This window comes from Acinetobacter sp. 778_lipA (assembly GCF_058242985.1).
In genome coordinates this window covers 90,961-116,275 of sequence record NZ_JBZAYT010000001.1, presented here as the reverse complement: position 1 = coordinate 116,275, position 25,315 = coordinate 90,961, and the positions used below count along the sequence as shown (strand labels likewise).

Genomic DNA, 25,315 nt, shown 5'->3' with positions numbered 1-25,315 from the left:
TATGCTAATTCCCTCAAATCATGCTGAAGAAACATAAAGAGTTATTTATGCAATTGAATCGTTCAAAATTGATGTTGGCTTGTCTTATTGCAAGCACGATGGCAGTGAGTGCTTGTTCAAAAAACTCAGACTCAAAAAAAGATGACACTTTAACTGCGACAGCACCTGCAACAGGTGAAGCATCGAATTTAACTGAGCGTGATGCAAAACAACGTTTAATCCAAACATTACAAGCCAATTTCAAAAAAGCAGGCGTAAAAGCCAAAATTTTAGATGCTAAATCAACAGAGATGCCAAATCTTTATTGGATCAGCATGGAAGGAATGAGCTCCGTCTATGCAACATCTGATGGTAAATTTCTGATCCAAGGCGATGTGATCCGTTTAGGTGGTGATAAACTCACTAGCATTGGTGACAAAATACAAGCTGCAGAAAACAAGAAATATCTGGCTGACTTAAATATTAAAGATCTCTTGGTCTACCCTGCTCAAGGCAAAGTTAAACATGTGATTTATGTATTTACCGATGCAAGTTGTCCTTATTGTCATAAACTTCATGAACATATCAGTGAAATCACCGCTAAAGGTATTGAAATACGTTATATCGCATGGCCACGTGGTGAACAATTTATACCGACTATGGAAAGTATTTGGTGTAGTGCAGACCGTAGTGCTGCATTTAATCAAGCCATTGCAGGTACTGCGCTTCCACCAGCTAGCTGTAAAAATCCAGTTCGTGATCTCTATGCTTTAGGTCTAAAAATGGGTGTGAATGGTACACCTGCAATCTACAATGCAGAGGGTGAATATTTAGGTGGTTACATGACTGCTGATGAAATTGAAAGCCGTTTAAATAAATAATTTTTATCAGTAAATTTACTATTATTTATAGCTCAATATAAAGATGCGCCAGACTCTAGAGTCTGGCGCATTTTTTAGCTATGATCTAAGCTTAATATAATTTATATACATAATTGGAGTGTGACGTGAAACCAGTTCGTCTGGCAATACTCGGTCTTGGAACCGTAGGCGGTGGTGCCCTTAAACTACTACAAGAAAACGCTGCTGAAATTAGACGTCGCACCGGTCGAGAAATTGAAATTACCCACGTAGGCACTCGTCGTCCACGGCCAGATCTAAATTTACCAGCTAGCATTAAACAAAGTGCCGATCTCTTAGACATTGTCCGCCAGCCTGATGTTGATGTTGTTGTTGAAGTCATGGGCGGTATTCATCCTGCTTATGAAGTCATGATGGAAGCCATTAAACATGGCAAACAAGTCGTAACAGCAAACAAAGCATTACTTGCAGAACATGGAAATGAGCTATTTAAAGCAGCCGATGACCACCATGTCCAAGTCGCATTTGAAGCAGCAGTTGCCGGTGGCATTCCAATTATCAAGGTCATTCGTGAAGGTCTAGCAGCCAATAAAATTGAATGGCTTGCGGGTATTATCAATGGTACAGGCAATTTCATTCTGACTGAAATGAGTGAAAAAGGCCGTGCCTTTGCGGATGTACTGAAAGAAGCACAAGAGCTTGGTTATGCCGAAGCAGACCCAACTTTTGATGTTGAAGGTATTGATGCTGCACACAAGCTGACCATTCTTGCATCATGTGCATTTGGTATTCCTTTACAGTTTGACAAAGTTTATACCGAAGGTATTACCAAGATTACTGCACAAGATGTGAAATACGCTGAAGAGCTTGGCTATAAGATCAAACATTTAGGTATTGCGCGTCGTTCTAGCAAAGGTATCGAACTTCGTGTACACCCAACCCTGATTCCAGAAGAAGAGCTTCTTGCCAATGTAAATGGTGTGAAGAATGCAGTTTTGGTTCAGGCCAATGCGGTTGGTCCTACATTGTATTATGGTGCGGGCGCAGGTGCAGGCCCTACTGCTTCTGCAGTCGTGGCAGATGTGGTCGATATTGTCCGTGATATCATTTACACAGAAGATGGTTCAGGCACAATTCCTCAGCTTGCCTTTGAAGCACTTTCCGACTTACATATCTTGTCGAGTGATGAGATGACTACAGGCTATTATTTGCGTTTAAATGCTGAAGACCAAACTGGCGTACTGGCAGATGTAACAACAATTTTAAGTCGCACGGGTATCAGTATTGATGCCATCATGCAGCAGCCCCGTTTAAAAGATCTGATTCCTATCGTGATTTTGACTGATCCGATCGTAGAATCGAAGATGAATGAAGCGATTGCACAAATTCAGGCATTACCTGCTATACATGGCGAAATCGTACGAATTCGTTTAGAATTGCTCGATAACTAATCGGGTTTTTAAACTCCTCTAAATTTGCAGCAACTGCATGCAAAGCGTCATTCAATGAATGGCTCAGCCTCTCAGAATAGAGGCTTAGAGGTTAAAAGAATATCTTATTTGCTCTACACTACACACAATTGGAACACCATCATGTCTAATGCCAATCGCTATACAGGACTTGTTGATCGCTATCGTGACCGCTTACCAGTATCGAAAACTACACGTGCTATTTCTTTAAATGAAGGCAATACACCTCTCATTAAATTAGACAATATTCCTGGTATTATTGGTAAGAACGTTGAAATTTATGTGAAGTATGAAGGTTTAAACCCGACAGGTTCGTTTAAAGACCGTGGTATGACCATGGCAGTGACCAAAGCGGTAGAAGAAGGCTCTAAGGCGATTATCTGTGCATCTACAGGTAATACCTCTGCTGCTGCTGCTGCATATGCTGCTCGTGCTGGCATCAAAGCATTTGTGTTAATTCCAGAAGGCAAAATTGCCATGGGTAAAATGGCACAAGCGATGATGTACGGTGCAATCACCATGCAAATTCGCGGTAACTTCGATGACGGTATGCGTTTGGTCAAAGAAGTTGCTGACCAAGCGCCTGTAACGATTGTTAACTCAATCAACCCATACCGTTTACAAGGTCAAAAGACCATTGCTTATGAAATCGTAGAAGCTTTGGGTCGTGCACCTGACTACCACTGCTTACCTGTAGGTAATGCAGGCAATATTACTGCGCATTGGATGGGTTATACTGAAGCAGTTGCTAACCAACCAGTTGAAGCATTTGAACAAGTGGTTTATGACCCTGAAACGGATAAGTTTACAGGTCCAAATCCTGAAGGTCGTCCGATCATGGTTGGTTATCAAGCTTCTGGTGCTGCACCATTTTTACGTGGTGGCCCAGTTGAAAACCCTGAAACCGTTGCAACAGCAATCCGTATTGGTAATCCTCAAAGCTTTAATCATGCTAAGGCGGTCGTTCGTGATTCAAATGGCTGGTTTGATGAATTAACAGATGCTGAAATTTTAGAAGCGCAACGTTTGCTTTCTATGTATGAAGGTGTATTTGTTGAACCTGCTTCTGCGGCATCTATTGGTGGTGCAATCCGTGACATCAAAGCCGGTAAAATTGCGGAAGGCTCTGTGATTGTATGTACAGTGACAGGTAATGGTCTAAAAGATCCTGATACTGCAATCAAACAATGTAAAGATGCCATTATGTTGTCTATTGATGCGACAATGAATCAAGTGAAAGACTCTATTCTTTCAAATATGTAAAACAGACTTCAAAATAAAAACCAGTTGTTCGCAGCTGGTTTTTATTTGCGCAATTTAAAAATTATTATTCTTCTTCATATGAGTCATAGTTCAGATCTGATCCGCTCGCACTATAATCAAGCTGTCAAAAAACTCAGACGCAAGAATATAATTTCTCTTAATTAATATTATCAATTAAATCATTTATATAGAAAAATAAACTATTTGATTATAAAAAGACTTGCAATGCCACACCTTACATTCAAAGTTTAACCATCTTTGCGTAGGCGATGACCCACTTTTCATAAGAGATGCCAAACCGTGCGCTGCAAACAAAGCTGTACTTTGTTTTTGCTTATATTGGGCGAGGGTACGACCTATACTCCCGCCCAACGGCGACATCTATGTCGCTACACAGTAGGATAACCATCTATGATTCAAAAATACAAAATATGAGCTTTTTTTATGATCAATGACTTGACAGAAATCACTTATATGGATAATTAGGTGGTTTGACTACTTCTGTCTTTAATATCAATTGCTTTGTCTGCAGGATTTGTAAAGCGCCACCCAAACTCTAGCATTGCAAATTTACACATTTCATAATCTATTTTTTATGCTTAATTTAAGCAAAAAAAGCGCTCCATATTTTGAAGCGCTTTTTTAATTTGGATGGATAACTTCAGTGACAAACTGATTAGATACGTTTCGGTAAATTACTCACCCAGTTCAATAAATTGGTTGCATCATTGGTACGTGCCTGAGAAGAGCTTGCACCTAATAATACCACCACAGCTGGACGACTATTTACAGTGGTATGCATGACCACACAACGCCCTGCTTCATTGATATAACCCGTTTTGGAAATATTAATATTCCACCCACCATTACGTACTAGAGCATTGGTGTTGTTTGATTTCAGCACGCGATAACCCAAATTAAAGTCATAATGCGCTGTTGTTGAAAATTGGCGGATCAAACCATATTGTGATGCAGCACTGACTAAAATCCCTAAATCTCGAGCAGAAGAAACATTACGTGGATCCAAACCAGTAGATTCAACATAATGGGTTGAATTCATGCCCAATTGACGTGCTTTTGAATTCATTGCAGCAAAGAACGCTTGGCGACCACCTGGATAAGTACGCGCTAAAGCTGCTGCAGCTGGATTTTCAGATTTCATCAATGCCACAAGTAACATTTCAGCACGATTCATGGTATCGCCAACTTTTAAAGTTGAACTTGAATTCTTACCACCAGCACCCGCAAAATCGATTTGTTGCAAGGTAATGTCTTCAGACATATTTAAACGGGCATCTGCAGTAATCACTGCTGTCATCAATTTGGTAATTGATGCGATAGGTAACGCCATATTGGTATTTTTACTAAACAGAACTTCACCTGTTTTTGCATCCATTACCAATGCAGCACGCGCATTTACCGATGGTTGGCTATTATAGGTATTGGTGTCATAAATCTGTACAGACTTATTGGTCAATGTTGTCGGTGCAGCATTTGATGCACGAATTGTTGTGGTTAACGTGGTTGAGCCTTTTGGAGAAATATCTTCGCCATCATCATCCAGAGAATCACCATTGAGTAACTGGCTGGCATCTGAAGAAGACCAATTTACAGTTGCTTGTCCGCTCCCCCCCGATGAGTTCATAATGATTTCAGCAAAACCAGTCGAACTCAAACTGAGTAGTACTGACAAACTCAGCACATGCATTAACGTTTTTTTTGGTTTTTTCACGATAACTTACTCACCTCAAGGAGGTATTCACAAACTTGCTAATTACCTCAAATATGACTTACATTTACACTCAAACGTGACTATATTAAAACAAATATTTCAATCACGCCGTATTATGCGTAAATATTGAATGGATATTAGGAATAGGATTGCCAATTTTGTTATGTCTTTGCAAGTCTTTTTTGCTTTATGTAACAAAAATGTCGATATTGAGAAATTTAAGGAGGTGTAAGTGATTACTGTTTTAGTGGTAGATGACCATGAATTAGTAAGAACCGGCATCTGCAGAATGTTAGAAGATCAGACCGATATTCAAGTCATTGGACAAGCAGAATCTGGTGAAGAAGCAATTACGATTGTAAGGCAACACCATCCCAATGTAGTTTTATTGGATGTCAACATGCCTGGAATTGGTGGTGTAGAAACTACCCGTCGTTTGTTACAAACCGCACCTGAGACCAAAGTACTCGCTGTGAGTGGTTTGGCTGAAGAACCCTATCCGTCGCTGTTATTGAAAGCTGGTGCTCGTGGTTATATTACCAAGGGCGCACCAATCACTGAAATGGTTCGTGCAATCAAAAAAGTCATGCAAGGCGGTAAGTATTTTAGTGCAGATATTGCTGAACAACTTGCAAGCTCTTATTTATCCGATACACAAACCTCACCTTTTGACGCACTGTCAGAACGTGAAATGCAAGTTGCCATGATGGTGGTAAATTGTGTAAGCGCACAAGAAATTTCTGACAAACTTTTTGTCAGTGTAAAAACGGTCAATACTTATCGTTATCGTATCTTTGAAAAATTAGGACTTGATAGTGATGTAAAACTCACTCACCTTGCGATACGTTATGGTTTAATTAAGCCATAAATTGATTAAAACAATAATTTATCTTGAGTACGATTATGTCGCCTACGGTAACGGTTCCTATTTATCAAACAATTTACCGTCTAGGCACACTGTATTCAGGTTATAGATTGGTTATTGCTTTTTGCTTAGTCATTATTTTTCTGATTACTCTTGAAAACCAACCCGTACATTACGAATATCCCAGTTTATATTTTTATTCTCTAACCGCGTTTACTGTAATCGCAGCATTGCAAATGATGCTGCTCAAATTCTATCCGCATGGTGTGGGGCAGCAATTTATTGGTTTTTTTATTGTTGATATTCCATTTCTAAGTACCTTGGTATTTGCCCTCAATGGGCCAAATTTAGCCATCAGCATTTTGTTTGTCATTGCCGTTTTTACCGCGAATTTTCTGCTTAGTAAAAATAAAGCGCTATTCGTAACACTGGTTTCTGTGATTGCAATTATTTACCAACAGTTTTTAGGCAGCTTCTTCGATTTTTCAAATTTAAATAATATTAGTAACAGTGCCTTATTGGCTTTTTTATTTTTTATGGTTTATGGCATTGGGCAGATTGCAATTAATCGCTTCCAAGTTTTAGAGTCGTTAAATACCTATCAATCTCTTGAATTATTTAAGTTACAGAACATTAACCGCTATATTTTAGAACAGATTGAAGTCGGTTATTTGGTGCTCGATGAAAAATGCAAAATTATCGTCAGTAACCCTGCAGCCTGTTTACTTTTGGGCATTTCACCACTTTACGCACATGAGCAATATCATTTATCCAGCTTTCAACCGGACTTATATGAAATTTTAAAAGATGCCATGTTACGTGATGGTGAACGCTTTCAATTTGAATCCCATCAATCCTCGTATACAGTCGATATTCGCGTACAAAAATTGATTGTTCCGCATCAAGCACTCACGCTTTTAGTCCTCGAAGATGCACAAAAAATTAATCAAAAGGTACAACAACTCAAACTTGCCGCACTGGGTCAATTATCGGCCAGTATTGCCCATGAAATTCGCAATCCGCTTGCCGCCATTGCCCAGGCCAACGACCTGTTTATCAGCAGTGACCCAGAACAGCAAACCATTTTAAATCAAATGATTACCAAACAGACCATCCGTATCAATAATATTATTAAAGATACCTTAGATATGGCAAAAAATAAAAAGATCCATACCTCAAAAATTAATTTTCAAGAATTTGTTGATGACTTATTACGCCATGATTTAGGGGATGCTCAGGAAAAAATCAAATTAGAAATTCAAGCTGATGTATGGATCTATTTTGATGATTCTCATCTTCGACAAGTTCTAATCAATTTAGTGCGTAATGCATTACGTCATAATGATCAAAATGCTGAACACATTTTAGTACAAACGTTTAAAAATGAATCACACGTATATATCGATGTGATTGATTATGGGAAAGGCGTCACAAAACAAGATCTTTCGCAATTATTTCAGCCATTTTTTAGTACCGAAATCAATGGAACTGGTTTAGGATTGTACCTATCGCAGACGATATGCGAAGCGAATCAAGCGAAACTAATTTACGTAGAGCAAAAACAACAAGGGGCATGCTTCCGTATCGAATGCCCACTCATGGATTAGATTAGGTTTTTGGGGATATGACTACACGACAACCATTGGTTTTACTTGTAGATGATGAACAAGATTTATGTATGTTAATGCAAATGAGCCTTTCTCGAATGGGCATCAAAACGCATATGGCACACCATTTACAACAAGCCAAATATTTTTTTAGTGAATATAAATATGATGCCTGTATTACCGATTTAAACCTCCCTGATGGCAGTGGTTTAGATTTGGTTAAACATGTATCGCAGCATTATCCTAAAACGCCTATTGCAGTCTTAACTGCATATGGAAATATGGAAATTGCGATTGCCTCTCTCAAAGCAGGTGCTTTTGATTTTGTCAGCAAACCGATTAACCAATTACATCTGCAACAGCTTTTACAAAAAGCTTTGCATGTACCACAGTTAAGAGAAACGATCAGCGATGCGCCGCTTGAGGAATCAATGCTCATCGGCGATTCACAGGTGATACGTAAGTTAAGAGAATCGATTAAAAAAATTTCCCGTTCACAAGCACCTGTGTTTATCACCGGTGAATCTGGAACAGGCAAAGAGGTTGTTGCTAATCTCATCCATCTACTCAGCAACCGCAGTGATAGCCCTTTTGTTGCGATTAATTGTGGTGCAATTTCTGAAGACTTGATGGAGAGTGAGCTGTTTGGGCATAAAAAAGGCTGTTTTTCAGGTGCAACTCAAGACAAACAAGGTCTTATTCAAGCTGCCAATGGTGGTACTCTGTTTTTAGATGAAATTGCAGAACTTTCTTTGGCCATGCAAGCCAAACTGTTACGAGCTTTACAAGAAAAGAAAATTCGTCCTTTAGGCAGTGATACCGAAATCGAAGTTGATTTCCGTATTATCAGTGCTACACATCAAGACATTGAAGCATTCGTTGAACAAGGTAAATTCCGCCATGATCTGTTCTTTAGAATTCATGTGATGGATATTGTCCTGCCGCCATTGCGCGAACGTGATTGTGATATTCTGATTTTAGCCAACCATTTTCTTCAGCAAATTTGTACAGAGTGGCGTATTTCAACCAAGTCTTTTACTGAACAAGCCAAAGCTTTTCTTTTACAACAACATTACTCAGGCAATGTTCGTGAATTACGCAATATCATTGAAAAAGCCATTACCATGAGTGATGAAGACTATATTGATATTCAACAGCTACAACCTGCTCCACATCGTGGTATCAACAAAGTCGAATCACGTGATCCTATCCAAAGTCAAGTCTTGCCTATCGTCACCGCGAATAAAGCCCAAAACATTCCAGAAGAAGGGTTGGAGCAATATTTGGAAAAAGTCGAAAAAGAAGTGTTGTTATCTGCATTAAATCAAACCCATTGGAACCGCACTTTAGCTGCTAAGAAATTGGGCATGACATTTCGCTCTTTACGCTATCGTTTGAAAAAGTTTGGTTTAGATACCGATGATGATGAATAGAAGCAACCTATAGCCATCAACATCATAATATCAACCAACTCAAGCGCTTTTGCTTTTTACATGGTTACAGCGTGGCGACATGGATGTCGTCGTTGAGTAGAGGTACTGAATCCAGCCCTTACTCAACATAAGATTTGGTCATGTCCAGTCTGAGCAACAAGCAAGCATTGTATTAGTTTACAGTACAAGCTAAAGGATCACCGAAACAACGTGATTTAAATACGTAATGTCAGATGTAGTAGCACAAACTGCTACAGTGTTATGAATTCACTTTTACATTCAACTTTATCTATCACGATGTTTTAATAGTTGATCTGCAACATTATTTAGATAGGTTTCTTCTTTTTGATCTAAAGTCCATGGATATTCCAAATTAGGCCGAATACCCTGCCCATCAATCATATTGCCATTTGGCGTATAATAATGCGAAACCGTCATTTGCAAAGCAGCCCCATTTGGCAATGGAAATAACTTCTGTACAACGCCTTTTCCATAGCTTTTTTCACCTATAACCCAAGCACGTTGATGTTCTTTCATTGCAGCGGTAAAGACTTCAGCTGCAGATGCTGAACGACCATTAATCAAAATACCTAATTTAGTATTGGACGACTCATCACCCGGTAAGGCTTGGAATTGTTGATTGCCTTCTGAACGACTTTTGGTAGAAACAATCGTTCCCTGAGTTAAAAAAAGATCAGCCGTTTCAACAGCGGCTGAGAGTAAACCACCTGGATTATTACGTAGGTCGAATAATACAGCTTTCATTTTTTGGGTACTGTATTCTTCAATTAAACGTTTAATTTCATTGGCTGTATCTTGTTGAAAAACTTTAACTTTAAGCACTAAAACCTGATTATGCAACATAATCGGCTCTATATCAGCCACTTCTAATTTGCGATTTCTGACCACCGTGATTGCTGGGCTTTTTTCATTCAGTTGCAACTGAAAAGTTGAACCAATTGAGCCATGTAATAAATCTTCGACTTGTTGGGCATTTAAATTTTTAAGTTCTTGATTTTCAATTTTAAAAATGGTGAATCCATTTTTTAAACCGAGTTTAAATGAGTCTGAATTATCGCGTAAATTCTTGACTTTCCATTGATGAATATGACTATCAAAAGCCAATTCAAAGTCAGCAGTCGCAAGGTCACTTTCCGTATATTGCATCAACTGTTTATATTCTTCAGGACTTAGATAACGCGAATAGCGATCTAAACCACCCACCAGCCCTTTGATTGCCTGCAAAAACAGAACATCATCAGGTTTTTCCTGAACATAATTGTCTTTGACGATGCCGTAGATTTGTACAAATTGCTCAATCGATTCAATGGGCACTTCAGCAATACTTTCTTCGACATCACCATCAAAATCAAGTGCGGCAGCATTTTCTGCTGCCCGAACGGAATGGCTTCCACAGGCCAACAATCCTGTTAATACAGCAATATATTTCCAAGCTTGAGCCATTCACACACCTAGTTTTTAATAATGATAATTTTATGCTTTCAATGTAATCAGATTACGGCCTTGCATTTCTGTCGGTACAGGGAGATGCATTAAACTTAAAATAGTCGGTGCAACATCTGCTAAAACCCCACCTTCAGCAATCGTGGCTGAGGTTGGTCCAACATAAATGAAAGGTACAAGTTCAGTGGTATGCTGCGTATGTACTTGACCACTTACATAGTCCTGCATTTGCTCTACATTACCATGATCAGCAGTAATCAACATATGACCATGCTTTGCCATCACTGCTTCATATAAACGACCAAGACTGATATCAACAGCTTCAACAGCCTTCACTGCTGCATCAAACACGCCAGTGTGACCTACCATATCGCCATTGGCATAGTTCACCACCAAGAGATCAAACTCACCTGAATTGATTGCATCAACCAACTTGTCGGTGACTTCTGGTGCGCTCATTTCAGGTTGTAGATCATAAGTTGCAACTTTTGGTGATGGGATTAGAATCCGTTTTTCACCTGGATACTCATCTTCACGACCGCCACTAAAGAAGAAGGTCACATGTGCATATTTTTCTGTTTCTGCAATACGTAACTGAGTTTTGCCTAAAGAAGATAAGTATTCGCCAATTGAATTTTTTAAACCTTCTGGCATATATGCCACTGGTGCATCTATCGTCGCTTGATAACGCGTTAACATCACAAATTTAGATAGATGGGGTACAACTTTGCGTTCAAAACCTGCAAAGTCTTTTTCTACAAATGCTTTAGTAATTTCACGTGCCCGATCCGCACGAAAATTCATAAACACCACACTGTCGCCATCTTGGATTTTGGCCATTTCACCAATACGGGTTGCTTTAACAAATTCATCATTTTCATTGGCTGCATAGGCTTGCTCTAAGCCCTCAACGGCTGAATCAACAACACGTAAAGCTTCTCCTTCAGTCATCAGGCGGTAAGCTTGTTCCACACGATCCCAACGATTATCACGATCCATTGCAAAGTAACGTCCAATCATGGTGGCAATACGCCCCTGATTTGGATACTGTGCAAATACCGCATCGAGTTTTTCTAAAGAAGGTTTTGCACTCCGTGGTGGTGTATCACGACCATCTAAGAACGCATGTAAATAGACTTTTGCCCCACGCTTCAAAGCAAGCTCACACATTGCAATAATATGATCTTGGTGAGAATGGACACCGCCCTCTGACAATAATCCCATAATGTGCAATGCACCATTTGCCGATTTGGCTTTTTCTACAGCATCAATCAGAATTTCATGCTCGAAAAAATCGCCGGTCCGAATATCTTTGGTAATACGAGTAAAATCTTGATACAGCACACGACCTGCACCCAAGTTCATATGACCAACTTCAGAATTACCCATTTGTCCATCTGGCAAACCGACATCTTCACCTGAACCAGAAATTAAACTATGCGGATGCTTGTCTTGCATCATGGTTAGATTCGGCGTTTTTGCTGCTAAAAACGCATTATCTTCGACCGCTTCACGATGACCCACACCATCCATAATCACTAGAACGTGAGGGATTTTGCCAGCAGTTGCATCCGTCATGATTTACACTCTTTACTGTTTACAAATTAATCGTTACATCTTACCGTTTTTTTACGGCAGACTCTATCCTCAGATTATGGCAAAAACAAGTTGCCATGATCTAAACTTCTTATCTATCTGAAAGATCATTGTTCAAAAAAACAGATCCATTAAGTTATCTTGCTCTATACAACAAATAACTTCCGATGCCAAACATCAATATAATTGGTAAGAATACAAACCAAGCAGGAGAAGGTGCATAGACCAAACTTGCATAACCCAAGAAGTCTTGTATGTAATAAAAACCTAGACCAACAAATAATGCGATCACTAAGCGAAAGCCCATCGATTGTTGACGTAATGGCCCAAAAATAAATGAACATGCAATCAAAACCAATGCAAGCAAAGCAAATGGTGAACCGACATTTTTCCAAAAAGCCAAAAGATAAGTCTTTGGTACTTGACTGTATTCATGCATATATTGCATAAAACTCAATAACTGCGTAGGTGCTAAGTCTTCTGGATTAATGGTCACCATATGCACATATTTAGGTTGCAATGCGAGTGCTAAATCCTCTTGATTTTTATTTACAACTTGAGCTTGACCATTGGCCAATAAATTGACTTGAGCACTTTGTTTTAAATTCCATTGTCCTTCTTTTAAGAACTGCCCTTCTTCTGAATTTAACAAAGATTTCATTCGATAATTATCGTCAAAATCGACAACTTGAACTTGTTTTAATGTCCCTTTTGAATTGGCATAATCAATATAAATAAAGCGTTGTCCTTCACGTGTCCAATAGCCTTTCACCTCTCCTAGCGTTGCTACACTACGATGGCTTTTAATACTTTTCGCCTGTTCATTGGTATAGGGAATAACGAATTGAGTTAATAAAAACGAAAGGATCACCAAAAGCATAGCAGAACGCATGACCCAACCGACAATACGCCATAAGCTAATGCCTGCTGCTCGCATCACAATTAATTCACTGTTCGAAGCCATTGAACCTAAACCCAGTACAGCACCGATCAATGCTGCAATAGGAAGAATCTCATACAAATAACGAGGTGCACCCCATAAAACATATTGCAATGCATTCCAAGCCGTATAGCCTTGTTTTAGATCACCTAACTCACCCAAATAGGTGAATAAAATCTGTAAGCTAGCCAGTACTGCCGTAGCACCCAACATGGCAAGCAATGTGGTTTTAGTCACATGTTTTGCGACAATTCTACGTGCTAACATTATGATTTTACTCGCTGTATTTGCTTTTTAATTTTAGGTGCTAATTTCTGCTTTCTTGAAAATAGAGCGGCAGCGGCAGCATAGAATAATAACACTGCAGGATATGCCCAAACACCCACCTCATCTTTACTAATACGGGTTCGTATTGCCATGAGCGCCACAATTAAACTGGCAAAAATTAATAATGCTGGGAAAAGTTTGAGATAACGACCTTGTCTTGGGCTTACTTCACATAGTGCTGTTGCTAACATTAAGGCGACAATGATAGAAAATGGAACAAATAAGCGCCATCCCAATTCACTTGCCACAACAGGGTCATTTTTATTTTCAAGCAATTTACCAAAAGTTAGCCCTTCTACTTCATCACTTTCAAACTTAGCTTCTTTATTATTTTCTAAACGCAAACGATAAGTTTGGAATTCAGTTTGACTATATTTTGGTGTTCCAGGGTAAATTTCATAACGGCGGCCTTGAACTAAATCGACAACACTTGCTGTTTCATTGGCAATTTCAATCCGTGTTGCTTCCTTCGCCAAAATCATAACATCAGGTTTACCTTCTTTTTCAGCACGTTGATAAAAGAAAATATCTTTAAGATTTTTGCGATCTTCGGATAAAGAGCCGGCATAAATTGTATAAGCCCCTGAGGAAATAAACTCACGTGGCCGAACCAAATCAAAGCCCGTTCGGACTGCTTGAGTAGAAATCAGTTGCTCATATTGACGGATTCCCCACGGAGACATCCAGATCATTAAAACAGTTTGTACACATAAATAAATAACAGTCAGTGGAATCAATAATCGAGCGACTTGAATACGGCTAATACCACTACCGTTCAGTACAGCCATTTCATGATCGACATATAATCGGCCAAAAACCAGCATCAATCCAATAAAGAAACCCAAAGGAAGAATTAAAGTCAAAAACTCAGGTAAACGAAAACCGATAATACTCAACAGAATACTCGGATCTACACGCCCCATAGCAGCTTGACCAAATCGTTTAATCAATTGCCCACCCATCATAATGACTGTCAATAATGTGACAACCACAAGAGAGGTCGAAACGACTTGTTTGACAAGGTAACGTCGAATAATCAAATTAATCTTCCAAATAAGGGTAATATCGTGATGTAGCGCTAGTTTACCCGAAGTTAAAATTATAAAACTAGATTGAAATTCTACCATTTGAAGTGGTTCAATGGTTTAATGATTTGAAATGTACAAAAGGCACAAAGACAACACATGAAACTTACGATCAATACGTCATTTTCAGCGTCTACATCTAGCCAGTCGTTATTTATTCTGGTGGATTCTGAAAACGCTAAACAAGCTCAAGAAATATATAAAATCAATGACTTGAACAGCATAATTGAAGACACTCAATTCAAAGCAAGTTTAAATGAAACTCTACCACTTATCGGAAAGCTAACTCAAGTTACGCAATGTACTTTAGTGGGCATAGATAAAGCCTCTGAGATTAAAGCTGCGAAATTAGCAAAAATCGCACAAACCATTATCAAAGCTTCACAAAAAAAATTCCAAAAAATCAGCATTGATATTTCGGCTTTGCCGTCTGAGTTACATTATCTATTTGCATTAAATTTGACGCAAGCTGCGTATGCTTATGATGAATTCAAATCGAAGAAGAATGAATTTACTTTAGAAAATATTGAATTTATTGCAACGCAATCGAGTCTGAGTGCAGAGCAGATCACGCTTATTCAAGCTGTTCAAAAAGGACAAAACTTTGCTCGTGACTTAGGCAACTGCCCTCCTAATATTTGCTTCCCTGAATATTTAGCAGAACAAGCACATGCTTTAGCAGCTGAATTCCCTGAGCTTTTACAAGTGACTGTACTTGAAGAACAACAGCTTGCTGATCTAGGCATGCATGCTTTTCTTGCGGTAAGCAAAGGTTCTGATCGTCCAGGACGTGTGATTACGCTTGAATATAAAGCCAATCCTGATCAAGCACCGATCGTGCTCGTGGGTAAAGGTGTGACTTTTGATACAGGTGGTATTTCATTAAAACCAGGCTTAGGCATGGATGAAATGAAATTTGATATGTGTGGTTCAGCATCTGTACTGGGTACGATTCGTGCACTTTGTGAAGCGAAACTCCCGATTCATGTTGTCGGTGCAATTGCCGCTGCTGAAAACATGCCTTCTGGTCATGCAACTCGCCCTGGTGATATTGTAACCACCATGAGTGGGCAAACGGTTGAAATCCTGAATACTGATGCCGAAGGGCGTTTAGTCCTTTGTGATACCTTAACCTATATTAAGCGCTTTAACCCTGCATTAGTGATTGATATTGCAACACTGACTGGTGCTTGTGTGGTGGCTTTAGGTTCAGTCGTTTCTGGTTTATTTACACCAGATGATGAACTTGCAGAAGAAATTACAGCAGCAGGACACACTGCATTTGACCGTGTATGGCGTATGCCCGTATATGACGATTATCAAGAACAACTTGATTCGCCATTTGCCGATATTGCCAATATTGGTGGTCCAAAAGCTGGCGCAGTTACAGCAGCCTGTTTCTTACAACGCTTTACCCGTGACTATCGTTGGGCGCACTTAGACATCGCTGGTACAGCATGGAATTCTGGTGCAAATAAAGGTGCAACCGGCCGTCCAGTACCATTGTTGATGCAGTTAATAGCCAACCGTGTACAAAAGAATGGCTAAAATTAGCTTTTATTTATTTGAAAAAAGCCCTGAGCGACAGGTAGAAAGTGCCTGTCGTTTATGTCGTAAAATTTTACGAAATGCAGCCAAAGTTTGGTTGCATTGCCCTGATGTAGAAATGCAGCAACAACTGGATGAACGTTTATGGAGTTTTGATCCAACCAGTTTTATTGCGCATGGAATTGATCAAATTGATGCACCGATCTGTATTTCTTCAAGATTACCTGAGTCTTTAGACTGGATTGTGTTTAATTTTAACAATCAAGCACTTGAACAAGTGACACAATTTAGTCACATTATAGAAATTATTGAAAATGCTGAATCAGCAAAACAAATTGGTCGAGAGAAATATAAAGCCTATCGACGAATGGGTGTTTCGCCTCAAACATTTAAACTTTAATTCTTCATTCTCATTTTATATCAAGGAGATGCGTGGTGACATTAAATGTCGGTCAAGATTTTAAAAAGCGCTGGTTAGATACGCCTGAAGCCGTACGCCAAACTTTTGTAGATGACCTTAACCGCATCTGTGACCTTCTCAGCCCTACAACAAATGTACAGGACTGGCTAAGTAATGACCAACGCCAAATGCAAGTGGCGCAACTCCAAGTTGAACAAGCCTATGCTGAGCTAAAAGCCCAGCTGATTGAAGAAGCACGTATCCGTAGACAATTGGCACTTGAAAAATCTTTAGCTGAAAAAAGAGCATTACAGCACGCATATAATTTAGAACTACAACAAGATGAAATTCAGCAGTTTGAACATCAAAAATTGACCTTACAAAATTTACGTCAACAAATTGATATTGAAATTTCAGAATATAGTGAAAAATACACTAAAAATCCTGATTATCCAGCAATAGATTATGCCAATGGGCAATTCCGCATCACAGATGCACAAATGACTTCAGAGTTGGAAAGTGTTCGTCTACGTCTTGAGTTAGAAGCAGAAACGCTAATCGAAGAGAGCTTAAATGCTTTACGTAGCAAACTGCAAACTGCGGCAAAAGAAGAGATTGAATATATTTTGGCAAATTCGAATTTCTCGGCAGACAAAAAATAAAGTTTATTTATTATAATCGGATATCCAAGTTTACTTGTCACGAAAATGCAATATTAATGTCACATGATAGTCATCTCGGATGGCTTTAATGCTTATGTGTACAGGTTAAAAATATTTTAAGTGATCAATTCAGTGAATTTTTATTTTCAAGATAAAATTTTCCAATCACTTGGATCAGGATGAATAAAATGGATCTGCTTAACCATATTTCGAACCAAATTGCGCGACTACATTCAGGTGAAAAATGGACTGTTTCTATACAAGACTTACTGATTAGCCGTGTAGATTTTCAATCACTTTCAGTATTTCTTTCTCGGGAGTCTGAAAAAGGGATGTTCTCACTGACAGATACACACAAACTAAAATCACGCTTTGAACATACCTCTTTGACCATTATCAAAAACTAATTAAGCCTGATACTTTGTCTCTTTCTCAAAGCAATTTCTAAGATAAACCAAAGTCTCATTTCGGCTTTGATTTATCTAAATGTAGTGTAGAAAAACAAGACCTCAACAGATAATTTTTGAAATTAGCTTTGCTTCAACCCTCAAGTTCTCATTGTTGTTTTGATCAATTTCAACCAAATATTTTCCATTGGAATAAAAAATAGAATTGTCTTTTAAAGCAAAACTCATCACACCTTTTTTTAATACAATCATTTCACCAGAAGCTGTCATTTTGATCAACTCCCACGAATTTGGAATCATCCCAGGATATTTTTCGCCCGCCTTCTGATTACGTTCTAAATTTTGCTGAGCCTTAATCAAATTACCTTCAACAAATAGTTCTTCTTCTGACTTTTGTTGCGATTTGGCTGGATTATTTCCAGACGTTGTTTTTAATGATTCACCTGTATAGCGTTGAGTAAAGAAATCTAACCACCCTACAATCGCACGAATAATTTTAAAGGGTGCAACAATAATATCTTTAAATGTCGTTAAGGGAGATTGAGGAGAACCATCACGGGAATAGGGGCGTTTAATAAAATACAAATTACCCAGCCCATCCATTTTTGGTTTAAAGAAATCAAACTTTGGATCTGAAGCGATTGTTTGCAACTCGCCTGTTGTCATATCCAAATGAAAAATTTCTTTGGGACTATAGGCAATACGGTGTTCACCATAGGCTAAACCACACGAATCATAATATAACTGCATGGTATCTCGTGGATCAAAACATGGATTTGAATCCTGACAATCTCCTTCGGTCAAATACTGTGTTCGATTGGCGTCTAAAGGTAGAATACAAATATGTCGTTCATAGCCCTGTGTGTTAACAGATAGTGCTAAACGCTTTTTGGACTCATCATAAGCCATGTCCTGCACCACAAAATCATTCTTTCTTAACACTAAGCCTTCGGTTTCTTGTAAATCTAATCTGTCAATGATTTGATGTTGATCGAAGTGCCTTCTTGCAAACAAGCAGTATAAATCATTTTATGATCAGCGGTCAGAGCTACATCTGTTGGGAAAATATGGGTTAAATCCACCTCATCATCTTGTGAAGATGTTCGCATGAACTGTGCACCCGTACCTTTGGTTTTCCAATCTTTACGTTGTTGAATCTCAACTAAATTCTTTTTATATAAGTCAATGGATTGGCATTGAACCGTAATACTTTTATTTCCATCCAATAAATACAAATTTTGATTCGATAAATAAAGCAATGCTGCCATGTATATTCCTTAATTTTACCTGCACCTGCAATGACGTGTTTCACAATATTCCAGTTACAGTGTTTCTTGTAATTTGATTAATTTTCAATATAGCACAAGGTGATGTTTAACGATTTGTATTGGTTTTCATCAATCTTTCTATTGTACTAACTTTCAAGCGCAAAAAAAGCCTTTCACGAGAGAAAGGCTTTGATCTATATACTGCATTATATTGCGCAGATTAAGGCTGTTTTAAATATGGCCACGCTGCTTTTAAATAAATAAACATCGACCAGAGTGTCAAAATGACAGCGGTATATAACAAAGCATAAGCCAATATTTCAAGCGGTTGCCAATTTAATAAAAACACCGTGATCGCAATCATCTGAAAGGCTGTTTTATATTTACCTACCGTGGAGACTGCTACATTGGTACGCGCACCTAATTCAGCCATCCATTCACGTAGTGCTGAAACTGTAATTTCACGTGAAATAATCACAATTGCAGCAAATGCCATAGTGATTGATGGTTGCCACTGCACTAACACAATCAGTGCTGCTGCCACCATTAATTTATCTGCAACTGGATCTAAAAACCGCCCAAAAGCTGAGGTCTGATTTAAAGTTCTTGCTAGATAACCATCAAACCAATCTGTGACTGCAGCAACAACAAAAATTGCAGTCAAGATAATATGACGCGTCATACCACCTGTATGTCCAGCCACTCCAATTGCAGGTGGCCAATAGGCAATAATTAAAAAAACAGGAATTAACGCGATTCGAGCAAGCGTCAAGATATTTGGAATATTCAGGATACGACCTGTAGTCATAGACACCGCCAGTGAGTCCCCTACTTACCCGAATGAAGGTAAATAATAATTTAGAGTAAAGCTCTATTTCCTTAGTACTTTAAACGATTCACATTAAACTGTCGACTAGGTAAATACCGTAACCGTCTGTCTTGCAATCGCAATGAGTCGATTTTGTTCATCCCAAAGATAGGCATGTTCAGTTGCATATCCATGCTCAGCAAAGTCTGTAAACACTTTATACTTAAACCAATCATTCAACTGATTTTGTAAAGGATGGATAAACGTCACATGCCAAGTTAGTGTACTTGCAGGTGCTGGCAATTTAAACATCGGCAATACACCAGGTGGCCAAACATCCATTAAGGTCATGATATCTGAAACATTCATTGCTCGATTGGCATGTAGCTCAGGGTCAAAACGACACCAACCTGAAAAATCAGGCTGCTTACTACCTGACATTGGATAATTCCCTTCAGTCCATGCCAGCTGGAAGTTCTTTACACACTCAGGAAAGGGTAAATATTTAGGGACAATATTAATCTGGTCAAGTGGCGGAAAATCAGGGGCTTGAGGCTCTAAAGATACTTGAATTTTAGAATCGCGTTGGCTACCAAAACTTGCAATTAAAATACTTTGCACAGCCTCATTCTGCCACAGTCTGACTTCAATTGTAGTGACTGATTTACCCTGTCTCAAGATTTCAGCAGTTAATTTCACTGGTGTTTCTTCAACAGGCCCAGCAAAAGTGACACTACAACTCAACAACTTTTTAACTGGATCGTGAATGGTTGCAATTGCTTTATAAACCAACATACCCGCTACAAGACCGCCAAAGATCGTGCGCCCCTGCAACCACCCTTGAGGAATATCAATCCACTCTTCTTGTTCAATCTGCTGAAATAGTGATTCTAATGACATGATCCGTCCAATTTTTCGATCTTTGCTGTACTGTTTCATATTTGACGCGAGATGAAAATGATCAGTGACTCATGCGTCAATGGTTGTTTTGGCAAATGCTACTCATCATCGAGAACAATAACGACGTTATTCATGCAACACTTTATAAATCATTCGTGCCATAACATCACCCAAACCTGGAACATTTTTTAAATCATGTTCAGAAGCTTTAAGTACCCCCTGAATCCCACCAAAATGAGTCAGTAAATCACGACGACGTTTTGGACCTAAGCCCGGAATAGCCTCAAGTACCGATCCTCCACGACGTTTATCTCGCTTAGCACGATGCTTGGTGATTGCAAAACGATGCGCTTCATCACGGACTTGCTGAATCAAATGCAGTGCTTTATGGTCTTCGGGAAGCTGAATCTTAGTGCCGTCGGTAAAATGTAGTGTTTCTAAACCGGGTTTACGTCCTTCACCTTTGGATACACCCACCATAAATGCATCTAAGCCAAGCTCTTGCATAACATCCATCGCCATATGAAGTTGCCCTTTGCCCCCGTCAATCAGTAACAAATCGGGTAACATGGCTTTTTTATAACGGCGTGTTAACGCTTGCCGCATCGCGGCATAATCATCACCACCTGTAATATCTTCAATTGCAAATTGACGATAATCTCGCTTACGTGCTCCGCCTGCATCAAAAACTACACATGATGCAATGGTCGCTTCGCCCATCGTATGAGAAATATCAAAGCATTCAATACGATCTATAGGACGACCACAGACTTGTTCTAGTTGATGAAAGCGTTCATTTAATTCTAAATGATTGGCTAGTTTTCCTTTAATCGCATGCTGAACATTCATCTCAGCCAATTCCAGCCATTCAGCACGAGTTTCTCGAACATTATGTTTAATCTGAATTTTCTTTTCAAATTGCTGATGTAAAGCTTCTTCCAATTCTTTTCGATCTGTAACATTTACATTAACAATGAGTTCGGCTGGAACCTCGTCTGCAACTTGGAAATAGAAATTGGCGATAAAATCAGACAGCATTTGACTCAAATCATCATCCAACATATCTGGAAAATAACTTTTCCCGCCCAGCATTTTCCCATTACGTACATGCATAATCTGTACACATGTCACACCCGCTTGATAGGCAATCGCAAGAATATCAGCTTCACCTTTGACTTTATAAATGGCTTGTTGTGCTTGTACATCACGGAGTAAGGCCATACGATCCCGAAAAAAAACTGCTTTTTCAAATTCTAGATTTTCTGCTGCCTGTTCCATTTTTTGGATCAATTCTTGGTTCAGCTCTTTGGTATCACCATTTAAAAAACGAATCGAATTTTGTACATCCTCATTATAGGCTTCAGGTGAAATCAAACCCACACAAGGCGCAGTACAACGTTTAATCTGATATTGTAAACATGGACGTTTACGCTGTGAGAAATAGCTGTTTTCACATTGCCGGACATTAAATAGTTTTTGTAGTACTAAAAGTGTGTCTCTTGCATTATAAGCACTTGGATAGGGTCCAAAAAACTTACCTACTTGATGTTTGCCTTTGCCTCGTCCTGAAGCAATCCGCGGATAAGGTTTATCTGCGGAGACAAAAATATAGACATAAGATTTATCATCGCGCAACATAATGTTATACGGTGGGCGATGCAGTTTTATCAGATTCTGTTCGAGTAATAAGGCTTCAGTTTCAGAACGGACTACGAGAGTTTCAATATTATAAATACGTGCAACCAAAGCCTGTGTTTTCGGGTGTTCAATGGTTTTTACAAAATAACTCAGTACGCGATTTTTTAGATTTTTGGCTTTTCCGACATATAATAATTCACCATCTTTTCCCAGCATTTTATACACACCAGGTAGCGTCGTCATATTGGCTAGAATCTTTTCGATATTTTCACGTGCGTTTTCGTTCACAGTAGGCTTTTAAATTTGGACTATAAATGGATGATGTAGTTAGATCATGCATTTTTCAAGTCTACTTGAGTGAATTACTTTTTCTTTCTATTGAATAAGATCTTGATTTTTATTTTTCAAATGACTGATAGATAAGCAACTTATCCTTAATATTGCAACTAAAATCTAAACAATCGTATTACTGTTGATCTGACAGATTAGATTATGAATATCTTTTGTGATCGATTCACATAAAACATCAACTTTCTTATAGAAATGAAATAAAACCAAAATTTCGAGAAATATAACCACTCTATAAATATTTGAGTTCTTCAGTATCAAATGTTACTCATCCACTAAAAAATATTTCATCCAATGACCAAGGAGCATAAATATAAGAACTCCCTCTCTAGTCAGATAATATTATGCAGCTCCTTCTGTAGAAGTACTATTAACCAAAAGCTTTCTGCCATTCATATTGTATTTTTCCGCTATTAAACCTTCATATCGGAAATGTTTTGTTTGGTATATTTATGTGCAAGAATCAAAAAAAGGATTATTTACAACCTTACTGAAAGCCTGCTGATCTCTTGGAGAAACAAGGACCTGTTTAATTTTCCCATCCTTGATATATTCAATTTTCAAACGATCTAAAGATAATGCAGGTGATGAAATCGAATTATTAGTTTTACTTATTTTCTGAATATTTGCCAATGGAATACGCCATTTTAAGAATAGACTATGAATCGTCAGTATTTCATCTTGAATGATATAACGTGTATTTAAAACTGGCCACCAAATCACCGCAATGGTTAAAATATAAACGACCGAATGCTCAGGATATTCAACCATTGTGCCCTTAGCATACATGGTAAAGAGTAACTGAATGAGTAGGCCTGTCATCGCGATTATAAAGCCTAAAATCCACCAATCAATTTTAGTATGAAATTTTTGCATAATGTGCTTCAAAGTTCCCCCATACAAAATACTATTTTACCTGAATTCTGACTAAAAAATGACTATAAAATCATTGATTTACATAATAGAAAACGCCCTTACGAGCGTTTTAATTCTTGACTAAATTTATAAAAAATCAATTTTTCAAATAACGATCAAAAATTTCAGAAAAATCATAATTTTCGATTTGTCGAATACGCTGATTCGCATAGTCTTCAACTTGTTGTGCAGTCTGGTTAATGATTTCAGGTAAATTTAAAATTGCCTGCTCACTGAGCTCTCGCAAGTTAAACATTTTCTGAACATTGTCAGTACTTTGTAATAGTACATTACGTTTACGATTGATTTCTTTGCAGGTCTCACCAATGGTGAATAATGCTTTATATAGATCACGAATTTTCTCTATTTGCTTTTTATCAATATCAATAGAGAAGTGCTGATCACCTAACTGGAACTTAATTTCAGCATCTAAATCCACGGTACCTGCTGTTTCTAAAAGAACATTTTTCACAGGATTATGTTTGTACAAATAGCGGTACAACATGCGCTTTTTACTGATTGCACTTTTACCATCGAGATGCATAAAGGCGACATTAGTAAAGCAATATTCATCTGTTTTACTTTTGATTACAAAGAAAATTTTCTCGTTATCTTCATGAAAAATATAATCATCAATATCTGTTTTATTGAAATCATGCGGTTCAATAATTGTTCCAATATCACTCATACCCATCATTTCTGAGGCTAAATTTTTAAACATTTTGTGTTTTCCAGCACTTTTATAAATTATGAAAGTAAATTAAAAAAATCGAGCGTTAAACTCAAGTCAAAATTTGTTATTAAAAAACGCCCTGACGGGCGCTTCAAATCAAATCATTTTTTCAAAAAATGCAATGATCTGTGACATATATGGTCGAATAAAAATCAGGAAGAAAATCCCTAACATCAAGAACCACTTTAAAAAGTAATACAACTGACGATTGGATTTTTTCAAGGCTTTGGCTTTAATACGAATTTGATACACATAACCAAAAACTTTGTTTAACCCTCCTGTTTGATCCCCTGCTTCATTTGGAGAGCTGGCAGCAGTCATCACTTTTTTACCGAACCAGTGATTAAAGCGCTGCATAAATCTTGTTTTTAATGGGCGCTCTACATCAGCAAAAAAGATAATACGATTTTGGTCTGTAGTATTTTCTGCATAATGAATATAAGTTTCATCAAAAACCACACTTTCACCATCACGCCATGAATAACGCTGACCATCTACATCAATAAAGCAACGATCATCATTTGGCGTAATGAGCCCCAAATGATAACGTAATGAACCGGCATAAGGATCACGATGGCGTACTAATCGACTATCAGGTGCAAGCTCCGTAAACATTGCCGCCTTGATAGTTGGCAAATTTTTCAGCAATTCAGTTGTTTTTGGACAGAGTTCTGTTGCTGATGGATGCGCTGAATCATACCATTTTAGGTAAAAACGCTTCCAACCTGTTTTAAAAAATGAATTAAAGCCTAAATCATCATATGTACTTGAAGCCTTAATTCCACCTTTGGCATATAACGCTTGCGCCTCTTCACGAATCATTTCCCAGTTTTCATCTAACACTTTTAAATCTTTAAAATGTTGCGTGTCGATATACGGTTGATTCGGCACTTTTGAAAACATATACATGAGAAAGTTAATTGGTGCGAGTATCGTTGAATGGTCAAAAAATTGACGATAAAACGAATGTCGCACTTTACCGCGATTTTGGATATACAAAGCAGAAATCACAAAAATCGCCAATATGATCCATTTAATCATACAGCACTCTTTTCATTAATCAGGTTA

The 25,315-nt window shown here is 38.3% G+C and carries 21 protein-coding genes and 1 pseudogene; 10 read left to right on the top strand and 12 right to left on the bottom strand.

Annotated elements, in window-relative coordinates; all coding sequences use genetic code 11:
- The first annotated feature begins 47 nt into the window (after positions 1 to 47).
- The 3 genes from AC4CUY_RS00560 (at position 48) to thrC (ending at position 3,571) form a co-directional block, all read left to right on the top strand.
- Positions 48 to 860, top strand: a complete 813-nt coding sequence (locus AC4CUY_RS00560; RefSeq protein WP_336952331.1) for a thioredoxin fold domain-containing protein — start codon at positions 48 to 50, stop codon at positions 858 to 860.
- Between the two features lie 125 nt (positions 861 to 985).
- On the top strand, positions 986 to 2,290 hold the full coding sequence (locus tag AC4CUY_RS00555; RefSeq protein ID WP_004718385.1) for a homoserine dehydrogenase: 1,305 nt from the start codon (positions 986 to 988) through the stop codon (positions 2,288 to 2,290).
- Between the two features lie 141 nt (positions 2,291 to 2,431).
- A complete protein-coding gene (thrC, locus tag AC4CUY_RS00550) occupies positions 2,432 to 3,571 on the top strand; it encodes a threonine synthase (protein WP_336952333.1) in 1,140 nt (379 codons plus the stop codon).
- A 676-nt stretch (positions 3,572 to 4,247) separates the two neighbouring features.
- Here the strand turns inward: thrC and pbpG are convergent.
- Positions 4,248 to 5,303, bottom strand: a complete 1,056-nt coding sequence (gene pbpG / locus AC4CUY_RS00545) for a D-alanyl-D-alanine endopeptidase PBP7/8 (RefSeq protein ID WP_004718389.1) — start codon at positions 5,301 to 5,303, stop codon at positions 4,248 to 4,250.
- A gap of 232 nt (positions 5,304 to 5,535) precedes the next feature.
- Here pbpG and gacA point away from each other — a divergent pair, with 232 nt between their 5' ends.
- Genes gacA through AC4CUY_RS00530 form a run of 3 tightly spaced genes read left to right on the top strand, consistent with a single transcriptional unit; the run spans position 5,536 to position 9,208 of the window.
- Positions 5,536 to 6,171 (top strand): response regulator transcription factor GacA, encoded by a 636-nt coding sequence (gacA, locus tag AC4CUY_RS00540; RefSeq protein ID WP_336952334.1) that lies wholly within the window; start codon positions 5,536 to 5,538, stop codon positions 6,169 to 6,171.
- A 35-nt stretch (positions 6,172 to 6,206) separates the two neighbouring features.
- Complete coding sequence (locus tag AC4CUY_RS00535; RefSeq protein ID WP_336952335.1) at positions 6,207 to 7,775, top strand: sensor histidine kinase; 1,569 nt, start codon at positions 6,207 to 6,209, stop codon at positions 7,773 to 7,775.
- A 17-nt stretch (positions 7,776 to 7,792) separates the two neighbouring features.
- A complete protein-coding gene (locus AC4CUY_RS00530; RefSeq protein ID WP_336952336.1) occupies positions 7,793 to 9,208 on the top strand; it encodes a sigma-54-dependent transcriptional regulator in 1,416 nt (471 codons plus the stop codon).
- A gap of 285 nt (positions 9,209 to 9,493) precedes the next feature.
- On the opposite strand, the gene AC4CUY_RS00525 is transcribed toward AC4CUY_RS00530, so the two are convergent.
- The 4 genes from AC4CUY_RS00525 to lptF form a co-directional block, all read right to left on the bottom strand.
- Positions 9,494 to 10,672: a S41 family peptidase gene (locus AC4CUY_RS00525; RefSeq protein WP_336952337.1), complete on the bottom strand. Its 1,179-nt coding sequence runs from the start codon at positions 10,670 to 10,672 to the stop codon at positions 9,494 to 9,496.
- A 30-nt stretch (positions 10,673 to 10,702) separates the two neighbouring features.
- Complete coding sequence (gpmI, locus tag AC4CUY_RS00520) at positions 10,703 to 12,250, bottom strand: 2,3-bisphosphoglycerate-independent phosphoglycerate mutase (RefSeq protein ID WP_336952339.1); 1,548 nt, start codon at positions 12,248 to 12,250, stop codon at positions 10,703 to 10,705.
- A gap of 154 nt (positions 12,251 to 12,404) precedes the next feature.
- The gene (gene lptG / locus AC4CUY_RS00515; protein ID WP_336952341.1) at positions 12,405 to 13,475 is read right to left on the bottom strand and encodes an LPS export ABC transporter permease LptG; all 1,071 of its coding nucleotides are present in this window, start codon (positions 13,473 to 13,475) and stop codon (positions 12,405 to 12,407) included.
- Positions 13,475 to 14,575, bottom strand: coding sequence for an LPS export ABC transporter permease LptF (lptF, locus tag AC4CUY_RS00510; protein WP_336952342.1), 1,101 nt, complete (start codon positions 14,573 to 14,575; stop codon positions 13,475 to 13,477). Before lptF ends, lptG begins: the two co-directional genes overlap by 1 nt.
- 144 nt (positions 14,576 to 14,719) lie before the next feature.
- On the opposite strand from lptF, the gene AC4CUY_RS00505 reads away from it, so the two are divergent.
- From AC4CUY_RS00505 to AC4CUY_RS00490, 4 genes are all read left to right on the top strand, one after another.
- Positions 14,720 to 16,168, top strand: a complete 1,449-nt coding sequence (locus AC4CUY_RS00505; RefSeq protein WP_336952343.1) for a leucyl aminopeptidase — start codon at positions 14,720 to 14,722, stop codon at positions 16,166 to 16,168.
- Complete coding sequence (locus AC4CUY_RS00500; RefSeq protein ID WP_004718406.1) at positions 16,161 to 16,568, top strand: DNA polymerase III subunit chi; 408 nt, start codon at positions 16,161 to 16,163, stop codon at positions 16,566 to 16,568. The genes AC4CUY_RS00505 and AC4CUY_RS00500 overlap by 8 nt, the downstream gene beginning before the upstream one ends.
- A 32-nt stretch (positions 16,569 to 16,600) precedes the next feature.
- Positions 16,601 to 17,230, top strand: a complete 630-nt coding sequence (gene blhA, locus AC4CUY_RS00495) for a cell division protein BlhA (protein ID WP_419326995.1) — start codon at positions 16,601 to 16,603, stop codon at positions 17,228 to 17,230.
- 188 nt (positions 17,231 to 17,418) lie between these two features.
- Positions 17,419 to 17,637 (top strand): hypothetical protein, encoded by a 219-nt coding sequence (locus AC4CUY_RS00490; RefSeq protein ID WP_336952344.1) that lies wholly within the window; start codon positions 17,419 to 17,421, stop codon positions 17,635 to 17,637.
- A 102-nt stretch (positions 17,638 to 17,739) separates the two neighbouring features.
- Here AC4CUY_RS00490 and AC4CUY_RS00485 read toward each other — a convergent pair.
- From AC4CUY_RS00485 to lpxO, 7 genes and pseudogenes are all read right to left on the bottom strand, one after another.
- Positions 17,740 to 18,905, bottom strand: a pseudogene (locus tag AC4CUY_RS00485) (hypothetical protein).
- Between the two features lie 220 nt (positions 18,906 to 19,125).
- Positions 19,126 to 19,713: a CDP-diacylglycerol--glycerol-3-phosphate 3-phosphatidyltransferase gene (pgsA, locus tag AC4CUY_RS00480; protein ID WP_004718416.1), complete on the bottom strand. Its 588-nt coding sequence runs from the start codon at positions 19,711 to 19,713 to the stop codon at positions 19,126 to 19,128.
- A 105-nt stretch (positions 19,714 to 19,818) separates the two neighbouring features.
- Entirely contained in the window at positions 19,819 to 20,613 is a 795-nt protein-coding gene (locus AC4CUY_RS00475) for a thioesterase family protein (RefSeq protein WP_336952346.1), read from the bottom strand.
- Between the two features lie 126 nt (positions 20,614 to 20,739).
- Entirely contained in the window at positions 20,740 to 22,539 is a 1,800-nt protein-coding gene (gene uvrC / locus AC4CUY_RS00470) for an excinuclease ABC subunit UvrC (protein WP_336952347.1), read from the bottom strand.
- A 510-nt stretch (positions 22,540 to 23,049) separates the two neighbouring features.
- The gene (locus tag AC4CUY_RS00465) at positions 23,050 to 23,475 is read right to left on the bottom strand and encodes a PH domain-containing protein (RefSeq protein ID WP_336952348.1); all 426 of its coding nucleotides are present in this window, start codon (positions 23,473 to 23,475) and stop codon (positions 23,050 to 23,052) included.
- Between the two features lie 136 nt (positions 23,476 to 23,611).
- Positions 23,612 to 24,235, bottom strand: a complete 624-nt coding sequence (locus tag AC4CUY_RS00460) for a PH domain-containing protein (protein WP_336952349.1) — start codon at positions 24,233 to 24,235, stop codon at positions 23,612 to 23,614.
- A gap of 108 nt (positions 24,236 to 24,343) precedes the next feature.
- On the bottom strand, positions 24,344 to 25,288 hold the full coding sequence (lpxO, locus tag AC4CUY_RS00455) for a lipid A hydroxylase LpxO (protein ID WP_336952350.1): 945 nt from the start codon (positions 25,286 to 25,288) through the stop codon (positions 24,344 to 24,346).
- Positions 25,289 to 25,315 lie beyond the last annotated feature (27 nt).

What these genes read in the sequence shown, in the direction of transcription:
- AC4CUY_RS00560 (WP_336952331.1), top strand. Translation starts at nt 48, where the DNA reads ATGCAATTGAATCGTTCAAAATTGATGTTGGCTTGTCTTATTGCAAGC.
- thrC (WP_336952333.1), top strand. Translation starts at nt 2,432, where the DNA reads ATGTCTAATGCCAATCGCTATACAGGACTTGTTGATCGCTATCGTGAC.
- AC4CUY_RS00535 (WP_336952335.1), top strand. Translation starts at nt 6,207, where the DNA reads ATGTCGCCTACGGTAACGGTTCCTATTTATCAAACAATTTACCGTCTA.
- AC4CUY_RS00530 (WP_336952336.1), top strand. Translation starts at nt 7,793, where the DNA reads ATGACTACACGACAACCATTGGTTTTACTTGTAGATGATGAACAAGAT.
- AC4CUY_RS00525 (WP_336952337.1), bottom strand. Translation starts at nt 10,672, where the DNA reads ATGGCTCAAGCTTGGAAATATATTGCTGTATTAACAGGATTGTTGGCC.
- gpmI (WP_336952339.1), bottom strand. Translation starts at nt 12,250, where the DNA reads ATGACGGATGCAACTGCTGGCAAAATCCCTCACGTTCTAGTGATTATG.
- lptG (WP_336952341.1), bottom strand. Translation starts at nt 13,475, where the DNA reads ATGTTAGCACGTAGAATTGTCGCAAAACATGTGACTAAAACCACATTG.
- AC4CUY_RS00505 (WP_336952343.1), top strand. Translation starts at nt 14,720, where the DNA reads ATGAAACTTACGATCAATACGTCATTTTCAGCGTCTACATCTAGCCAG.
- AC4CUY_RS00500 (WP_004718406.1), top strand. Translation starts at nt 16,161, where the DNA reads ATGGCTAAAATTAGCTTTTATTTATTTGAAAAAAGCCCTGAGCGACAG.
- AC4CUY_RS00490 (WP_336952344.1), top strand. Translation starts at nt 17,419, where the DNA reads ATGGATCTGCTTAACCATATTTCGAACCAAATTGCGCGACTACATTCA.
- pgsA (WP_004718416.1), bottom strand. Translation starts at nt 19,713, where the DNA reads ATGACTACAGGTCGTATCCTGAATATTCCAAATATCTTGACGCTTGCT.
- AC4CUY_RS00475 (WP_336952346.1), bottom strand. Translation starts at nt 20,613, where the DNA reads ATGTCATTAGAATCACTATTTCAGCAGATTGAACAAGAAGAGTGGATT.
- AC4CUY_RS00465 (WP_336952348.1), bottom strand. Translation starts at nt 23,475, where the DNA reads ATGCAAAAATTTCATACTAAAATTGATTGGTGGATTTTAGGCTTTATA.
- AC4CUY_RS00460 (WP_336952349.1), bottom strand. Translation starts at nt 24,235, where the DNA reads ATGTTTAAAAATTTAGCCTCAGAAATGATGGGTATGAGTGATATTGGA.
- lpxO (WP_336952350.1), bottom strand. Translation starts at nt 25,288, where the DNA reads ATGATTAAATGGATCATATTGGCGATTTTTGTGATTTCTGCTTTGTAT.